The organism is Paraburkholderia sp. AV2 (genome assembly GCF_054968425.1).
Genome location: NZ_JBANLK010000095.1, coordinates 1 through 5,607, shown reverse-complemented (window position 1 = coordinate 5,607; position 5,607 = coordinate 1). Strand labels below are relative to the sequence as shown.

The 5,607-nt window shown below is 55.6% G+C and carries 8 protein-coding genes; all 8 read right to left on the bottom strand.

Annotated elements, in window-relative coordinates; genetic code table 11:
* The coding region (locus V8683_RS31030; protein WP_462880737.1) for a POTRA domain-containing protein at positions 1 to 463 on the bottom strand (463 nt) is incomplete at its 3' end.
* Between the two features lie 98 nt (positions 464 to 561).
* A complete protein-coding gene (locus V8683_RS31025) occupies positions 562 to 978 on the bottom strand; it encodes a hypothetical protein (RefSeq protein WP_411193131.1) in 417 nt (138 codons plus the stop codon).
* 298 nt (positions 979 to 1,276) lie between these two features.
* Positions 1,277 to 1,528 (bottom strand): hypothetical protein, encoded by a 252-nt coding sequence (locus V8683_RS31020; protein WP_411193130.1) that lies wholly within the window; start codon positions 1,526 to 1,528, stop codon positions 1,277 to 1,279.
* Positions 1,525 to 2,961 (bottom strand): hypothetical protein, encoded by a 1,437-nt coding sequence (locus V8683_RS31015; RefSeq protein WP_411193129.1) that lies wholly within the window; start codon positions 2,959 to 2,961, stop codon positions 1,525 to 1,527. Before V8683_RS31015 ends, V8683_RS31020 begins: the two co-directional genes overlap by 4 nt.
* Before the next feature lie 14 nt (positions 2,962 to 2,975).
* Positions 2,976 to 3,230, bottom strand: coding sequence for a hypothetical protein (locus V8683_RS31010; protein WP_411193128.1), 255 nt, complete (start codon positions 3,228 to 3,230; stop codon positions 2,976 to 2,978).
* Complete coding sequence (locus V8683_RS31005) at positions 3,227 to 4,441, bottom strand: hypothetical protein (RefSeq protein ID WP_462848400.1); 1,215 nt, start codon at positions 4,439 to 4,441, stop codon at positions 3,227 to 3,229. The genes V8683_RS31010 and V8683_RS31005 overlap by 4 nt, the downstream gene beginning before the upstream one ends.
* Positions 4,438 to 4,809: a DUF6984 family protein gene (locus V8683_RS31000; protein ID WP_411193127.1), complete on the bottom strand. Its 372-nt coding sequence runs from the start codon at positions 4,807 to 4,809 to the stop codon at positions 4,438 to 4,440. Before V8683_RS31000 ends, V8683_RS31005 begins: the two co-directional genes overlap by 4 nt.
* 12 nt (positions 4,810 to 4,821) lie before the next feature.
* Positions 4,822 to 5,607 (bottom strand): hypothetical protein (locus tag V8683_RS30995; RefSeq protein ID WP_462880736.1); only part of this gene is annotated, 786 nt, incomplete at its 5' end.

Genomic DNA, 5,607 nt, shown 5'->3' with positions numbered 1-5,607 from the left:
GCAGGACGCGCGTGGTGACGTAGCCCCGGCTCAGGATTTCGCGCTGCAGACCTTTAGTGAGTACGTCGAGGCCCTGCCTGCCGATGCATTGACCCCGGTAGTGCTGCAACCAGTCGTGCAGGAATGCGAACCGGTCCATCGGCAATGCCGAAGCGCCCCTGGCGCGCTGTGCCTCGGGCAGTGTATCGGGCACCTCGACCGCGAATGTGTCGATGCGAAAGCACGGAGTTTCGGCGGGCAGGACCGGCCATGCGCCTGCTGCCGGCGCTGCCGAGAGGACAGCGGGCGCGGCGACGGTGGCCGCGCGCTGCTGCGCGTCGCGTTGCTGCTGGAGCTGCTGGTTTTGCAGCGCGTTTGCGCGGGCGGCAGCGGCAACATCGGGCGGGGTCTCTTGCGCGTGGGAGGCGAGTGTAACCAGGGCTGTGAGCGGCAGCGCCGCCATCAGCCTCTTTGAGGTTTTCATGTTGATGAAAAATAGTGCAGAATAATTACAGGGTGTGATTTTTGATAAATTTGGATTGCTTATGATATATAGAGGTGAGCGCCGTTCAAACACCATCTTTAAGATTGTCCTTTTAAGACGTCACGTCCTCTCCATAGAGAAACCAATCCAGCTATGCCGATACAGATTGAGAGGCTCGGAAAGAAGCTAGGTCGAATAATCAATGTCAGAACATTCATGGAAAGGTTCGTCAGAAACATCGCCATTGCCATGCGCCAAACGAATTTTGTGTAAGTTGACAAGTTCACGCCTAACAGGAAGTAGGCGACAGAAAAAGCCAAGTCCGTCACTACACCATTAAGCGTTACGAAAAGGCGTTGCAGCGTCGTAGCCTGGGAGGCAAGCGGAATAGAGGAAAAATTCGCGACCAGAATGATCGCTGCAATTATCTGAAATGTCGCGAATATGTAAAATGCAACCTGCGCCGCAAAAAACCTGTCATCAGGAATAAAAGTACTTGATTTTGATTCGCTCATTTATTGATTCCACCCTCTCGAAGGTAACCTGATTTTGCGTGCCAAATAAAGTCTGCAAATTTTAACGCTTCTCGATATACCAATTTTGAGATTCAAGTTGCATCCGGCGTAAGACGCACCGAATCGGGAGCAAACGTCCTTTTGTTTGCCGTTAAGTTCCACATTCATCATAAAAATCCGAAGTAATTTCTCATTTTGGATATCATAGTTTGTTTGGACGGTGTGAGGTGCAGCAGCAGACAGTAACCGCTGCATCACATTCCTAGAAAATGATGCTGTACTTGTCCGAAAGCGAGAACTAACCCAAGCGTGGCCGATTAATCACGTCAAGCAAATTCTCCAACTCCCGGCCGTAATCATTGGGTTCGAAATTCAGTTGAATACCTTTCATCATGAACTCGTCATTGATGATCCCGCAAACCCATTCAATGTCCTTCGGGTCTATATAACCGTTCTCAAGGTTTTCAAAAATATCGGAATTTTTCCCCGAGTCCTTGGTACGTAGCACACCAAGAATATTCTTTTGGCGAGTCGTAAGAGTGATTTTCATTTTTTAACTCCAGCGGCACTTGTGCCCCACGTAGTGACAACGTTCCCTTGTTCGTTCACAACGACCGTTGCATTTTGGCCTATGTATTTGAACGTCGGTCCATACGCGCTAGGCACATATTGAATGTTAGTAGGATTGGAAAATGCATCATTGACGGCAGCCTGATTAACGCCAATGCCTCCATTCCGACCTGCGATTTGCTCAAGAGCATGATTGGAATAGCTAGTAATCGCCGTGGGCGCCGTAGCTCCTGCTGCCTCCTCAGCGGAAAGTTGCATGCTGAGGCGTGCAGCTTGAAGTGAGCTTTGTGCAGCTTGTTCGGCAAGGCTACTTTCCCCTGCTGTGAGTATACCGACGCCCGCGTCAACGAGAGAGCCAACTGCCAGCGCCGCCGCAGCGCCGTAATTACCGTTCGCAAATGCTGTCTGCGCCTGGTCGGCCAATTGTTTGCCTGGCACAAGGTTAAGCGTGGCTTGGCCAAATTCTTTCGCATACTGAACAAAGCTAGCCTGGTTCTGAGCGGCCGCCAGATCGCTTTTCGCCTGCTCATTACCCTTGTCGTTGTGCTGGTTGTAGAGATCGACGTTCGAGGCCGTTGCGGCTCCCGCCGTGCCCCCAATCAGCGCACCGCCCAATCCTGACAGGACATTCCCGGCGAGGTTACCAAGCAACGATGAACTTGTTGCATCAGTGACCGAATTGCCAGCCGCCTTCGTCTGGTCGGCCAGCTTCGACACTAGCCCCGCACCCAGCGCACCGCCTGCCGCTGAGAACATGCTACCGCCTCCGAGGCCGCCAATGAGTGCACTGCCTACCGCCTGCAGTTCCGCGCGCGAATCACCACCTTCCATCCACTGATTGGCCTGGGCTGCATCCGCCGCCACGGCAACCGTGTCGCCATTGGTCGCATCCACCTTGGCCTGGGTGACCGCCGCATCACGCTTGCTGTCCGCATACTGTCCGATACCCTGCGCGACGACCTGACCCGCTGCCTGTGCCGCCTGCGTCGTATCCGCCTGCTGGTTGAGCAGGGTGTTCACATCGGGCGTATTCGCAACCGTGCCGTTGGTGTTCGTCGTGTCGCGGCTCAGGTTCGCCACGTCCTGCGTCTGCGCACCGGGATTCGTGACGTTGATCGTGCCCGCACTGATTGCGCTGCGCGTTGTCGCGCTCTGGTCCCCATTGGCGTCCTGCGACATCATCGGCGCGATACTACCGGTGCCGCTCACCGAGCCGGGGCCGATCAGGCGACTGACGATGATGGATACACCATCGAGTAAGTCGGGTTTGCCCATGTCCTTCAGGCAAAGGTCAACTGCCTGGGACGGGTGCAGGACCAGCGCTAGGGGCTTGCACCCATTGAGAACGATGTAACGCTCGATGCCGTCCTCAATGAGTGTCCACGGCCCACAGGCTAGATCGAATGCTTTCATGGAACCACACCCCGCTATCTTTCGTCTTCCTTATCACCATCGTCCTTTGCCTTGTAGTTGTCACGGCTTCTTAACGCCAGCAACTCTCTAACCAACTGAAACGTAATTCCGCCAAACAGAATTACATACAGCGGCATTCCTGCCATCGCGGGACGCCACCCTGCACCTTGTGCTATAGACACAATGGCGAAGGCACCAAAGATTCCGAGTAAGGAAAAGTACGCAATTGCGTAACGACGTATTATTTTTGTTCGCTGCTCGCTGTTCATTGCTTAGATATCCTGTTCTGAATTGCTGTCTGAACTGGTCCAGCTGCACCTTGTATCATCTGATTCAGGTAGTTTCCCATTGCCCCTGGAAGGGCAGCTTTTGCGCCAGAACCTAGAGCTGATGCAAGTGTTGCACCGGCTGCCGCACCATCTGGGTTACTGCCCGTCATTCCCGCAGTGCCGAACGAACCGACACCACTCACGACAGCGTTATAGCCATTTGCGGCAATTTTCCCGACCGTACCCATTTGTGCAATTGCGGCATCACCTACCGCAAGCGGTGTAGCTAATCCCGCGACGATTCCTGCGATATATGAGTTTGTAAAGCTAGGCGCATCCTTTGATTGTCCGCTCAAGTAGTTGTAGGTGGCCCCGCCGAAATCGGTCACAAAACCCCAACTAGCGGCCACCACAGCTTCCGGGCCAAGCGCAGCTACGGCAACCGCAGGAACTCCATACAAGGCTTCAGTTTTCATGTTGTCCGATGCGACCTGCGCATTCGCTCCCTCGGCATTAACGGCTGCCATCGCGAGGGATGGATCGCACGGCCCCGAAGCGTTACAGACCTTCGACAACAGGCTCTTTTTGTTGTCCAGGCTCTGGTTGTAGAGTTGCACAGCCGAACCCGTCGCCGCGCCTGCCGTTCCTCCAATGATGGCCCCACCCAGACCCGCAGCAATATTGCCCGCGAGGTCGCCGATCAGTTCCGAGCCCGTCGCCGAGCTTACACCGTTCGCGATATCCGCCAGCCCCGGCGCAGCCTTCGACGCAAAGCCTGCACCCGCAGCACCGCCAATCGTGCTGAATGCGCTCCCGCCACCCAGGCCACCAATCAGCGCACCGCCCGCGGCCTGAGCCAGCGCGCGGCTGTTGCCACCTTCATCCCACGCCGCCGCCGTCGTCGCATCCGTCGCCGTATCGCGCTTGTAGTCCGCATACGCGCCGATACCCTGCGCGACGACCTGACCCGCTGCCTGCGCCGCCTGCATCGTGTCGGCCTGCTGGTTGAGCAGGGTGTTCACGTCGGGCGTATTCGCAACCGTGCCGTTGGTGTTGGTCGTGTCGCGACTCAGATTCGCCACGTCCTGCGTCTGCGCGCCGTGATTCGTGACGTTGATCGCGCCCGCGCTGATCACGCTACGTGTCGTCGCACTCTGGTCCCCGTTGGCGTCCTGCGACATCATCGGCGCGATACTACCGGTGCCGCTCACCGAGCCTGCCCCCAACTAAGAAGGAATTTTTCTGGATCGTATGTTGCCGTAGCTTTTGTCCCATCATCCTTGTAAATATCAAGTTCCGCTATGAGGCCCGCCTTTAGAAGGAGAATGAAATTAATATATGGGTTCGAGATCGCAGTAGCGTCGATGTCTTCTTGCTGTCCAGTCACTAATGGACCGCTAACATCAGCATACGGAACTGCTTCGGAAATATAAAATTCAAGGGAGCCATATTCATCAATGCGCCTCACGTAGGCAGATTCAATTTGCCTTATTAAATTTTCATTCTTTTCTAGCACTGAAATTAGCTTCATCACAATACTTTTCTCCAGTGAGGTAAGAGGTCTAAAATTTTTGTCCAATTTAAAATCTCTTTACTTGTAAAAGTACGTGCCGATGTTCACGTCGCCGTTGGGCAACGGATACGCTCTATAAAGATAGTTTTGGGTTTGCCCCCAAAACGGCCCACCTATAATATTCAAAGGTGGCAGACTTCCCAAAATCTCGGCGCGAGCAGCGACAGGATCGGAAACGTGACGATCTCCGTGCCCCCAATGTACCTGCTGATTGTAGAGGTATACATTCGATGCTGTAGATGCGCCTGCGGTGCCGCCCACCAGCGCGCCACCAACGCCCGCCGCCACATTCCCAGCCAGATTGCCGAGTAGGGTCGATCCGGTCTCGGACGTAACATTATTCGCCAAGCTTGCCAGTTCGGGCGCGTACTTAGAGGTCAAACCCGCAGCGAGTCCGCCGCCCACTGCCGTAAAGACGCTACCACCTCCGAGGCCACCGATGAGCGCGCCGCCCGCAGCGTGCAGCAGGGCGCGGTTGTCCCCCCCTTCAGCCCACGAGTCGGCTTCCGCCTGATACTGTGTGGCTAACGCCGTATCTCCCGCCTTCGTTGCTGCATCAGCCGCACCCTGGGCCACGTCCTGCTTTTCAGTGGCATACATGCCAATACCCTGCGCCACGACCTGGCCCGCTGCCTGCGCCGCCTGTATCGTGTCCGCCTGCTGGTTGAGCAGGGTGTTCACATCGGGCGTATTCGATACCGTGCCGTTGGTGTTCGTCGTGTCGCGACTCAGATTCGCCACGTCCTGCGTCTGCGCGCTGAAGCTCGCGCTGCCGCCGGCCTCGCTGATACTGAACCCGCCACC